The 2,079-nt window shown below is 73.0% G+C and carries 2 protein-coding genes and 1 pseudogene; all 3 read right to left on the bottom strand.

Annotation, left to right across the window (positions count from 1 at the left end; genetic code table 11):
* Positions 1-83: pseudogene (locus ABY44_RS05030) on the bottom strand (beta-ketoacyl synthase chain length factor); the annotation flags it as partial.
* 8 nt (positions 84-91) lie between these two features.
* Complete coding sequence (locus tag ABY44_RS05025) at positions 92-1,303, bottom strand: beta-ketoacyl-[acyl-carrier-protein] synthase family protein (RefSeq protein WP_060174869.1); 1,212 nt, start codon at positions 1,301-1,303, stop codon at positions 92-94.
* Between the two features lie 63 nt (positions 1,304-1,366).
* Positions 1,367-2,079: polysaccharide deacetylase family protein (locus tag ABY44_RS05020; RefSeq protein WP_431640918.1), on the bottom strand; the 713-nt coding region annotated here is incomplete at its 5' end.

Here is a 2,079-nt window from a genome sequence, read left to right as displayed (position 1 = left end):
GCGAGCACGTCGGCCGCATGCGGCCAGTCGCTCAATCCCGGGCCGACGAGGCCGATGCTTTCGATGAAGGCGGTCAGTGTCATGGCGGGCCTCAACGGCGTACGTGGTCGGCGCGGCCGAGGATCAGGCTGCAATTCGTGCCGCCGAAGCCGAACGAATTGGAGAGGACGGCGCGCACGCGCGCATCGCGGCTCGCGAGCACGTAGTCGGCGACGAGGGTCGGGTCGGGCTGCGTCGTGTTGACGCCGGCCGGCACGAACTGTTCGCGCAGCGCGAGCGCGGCGACGATCGCCTCGAGCGCGCCCGCCGCGCCGAGCGTATGGCCGGTCGCGCCCTTCGTCGAGCTGCACGGCGTGCCGGCGAACAGCGCGCCGATCGCGCGGCTTTCGGCCGCGTCGTTGCTCGGCGTCGCGGTGCCGTGCAGGTTCACGTAGTCGATGTCGTTCGCGCCGAGGCCGGCGGATGCAAGCGCCTGTTCGATGGCGACGCGCGCGCCGAGCCCGTCCGGATGCGGCGACGACATGTGATGCGCGTCGCTCGATTCGCCGATGCCGAGCAGCAGGATCGCATCGGCGTCGAGCGGGGCGGGCGGGTCGGGCACGCGTTCGACGAGCGCGAACGCGGCGGCCTCGCCGATCGAGATGCCGTCGCGCGCGACGTCGAACGGACGGCACGGCCGGCGCGACAGCAGTTCGAGCGAATTGAAGCCGTACAGCGTCGTCAGGCACAGCGAATCGACGCCGCCGACGACGGCCGCATCGATCAATCCCGCCTCGATCATGCGGCGCGCGGAGCCGAACACTTTCGCGCCGGACGAGCATGCGGACGAGATCGCCATCGCCGGCCCGCGCAGCGCGAAAAACGCGCGCACGAACGCGGCCGGCGAATACGGGTTGTGCGTGTGGGCGTAGCGGAAGTCGGCGGGCAGTGCGCCGCTCGCCGGATCGCGGCGCTGGTATGCATGCTCGGTCTCGAGGATGCCGGCCGTGCTCGTGCCGACGAACACGCCGACGCGTGCCGCGCCATGGCGCGCGACGGCCGCCGCGACGCGTGCGTCGAAGCCGTCCTGCGTGAGGCCGAGCTGCGCGAGGCGGTTGTTGCGGCACTCGAAGTCGGCGAGGTCGGCGCGCACGGGCTGCGCATCGACGCCGTCCACCGCGCCGATCCACGTGTCGAGATCCGCACGCTCGAAGTCGCAGTGCGTGAGCCCGCCGCGCGCGTGGCGCAGTGCATCGACGGTCGCGTCGAGGCCGCGGCCGATGCAGCTGGTGGCGGTGAAGTGCGAGAGCAGGAGAGGTTTCACGAGGGTCGCATCCGGTGGCCGGAACGGGCGCCGCAGCAGGGCTGGCAGGCGCGCCGCTCGAGGTCAGATTTTATCAAACGGGGGGGCCGAACCGGCCGGCTCGCGTGGCCCGGCCGGCGGTTCGGGCGCGAGCGCCGCGCGCAGCGTGACCCAGTGCAGTTGCGCGTCGGCGGCCGCGCGCAGCACCGTTTGCAGCACGTCGAGCACGACCGGTTCGCCGCGCGCGTCGCGCGCCGCGTGGCCGTCGTGCACGAGCAGGATGTCGCGCGGCGCGAGACCGTTCAGCAGGCGGCGCGTGACGGTCGCGGCATCGCGCGCGCGCGTGTCGAAACCGCGCCGCGTCCAGCTCGCCAGCTGCAGGCCGAGCTCGCACAGCACCGGTTCGAGGAACGGATTGCGCAGGCCGGCCGGCGCGCGGAAGAACAGCGGGCGCGTACCGGCGATCTCGGTCAGCGTCCGTTGCGCGGCCGCGATCTCGCGCCGCAACGCGGCGGGCCCCGACAGCGAGAACGTATGCCGGTGCCGCTGGCTGTGGTTTTCGATCGCGTGGCCGCGCGCGACGATCGCCTCGATCCAGCGCGGATGACGGCGCGCGAGATCGCCGATGCAGAAGAACGTCGCGCGCGCGTCGTAACGGTCGAGCAGGTCGAGCACGCGCGGCGTGACGTCGGGGTCCGGGCCGTCGTCGATCGTCAATGCGATGCGGCGGCCGGCGCCGGGCGGCAGGCGCGTCCAGTTCGGCCCGAGCAGTGCGCTGCGCGGCCACAGGCCGGCGG

It is taken from the genome of Burkholderia sp. ZZQ-2 (assembly GCF_050768715.1).
Lineage (GTDB): Bacteria > Pseudomonadota > Gammaproteobacteria > Burkholderiales > Burkholderiaceae > Burkholderia > Burkholderia cepacia.
This window is presented reverse-complemented; position numbering and strand designations above follow the sequence as displayed.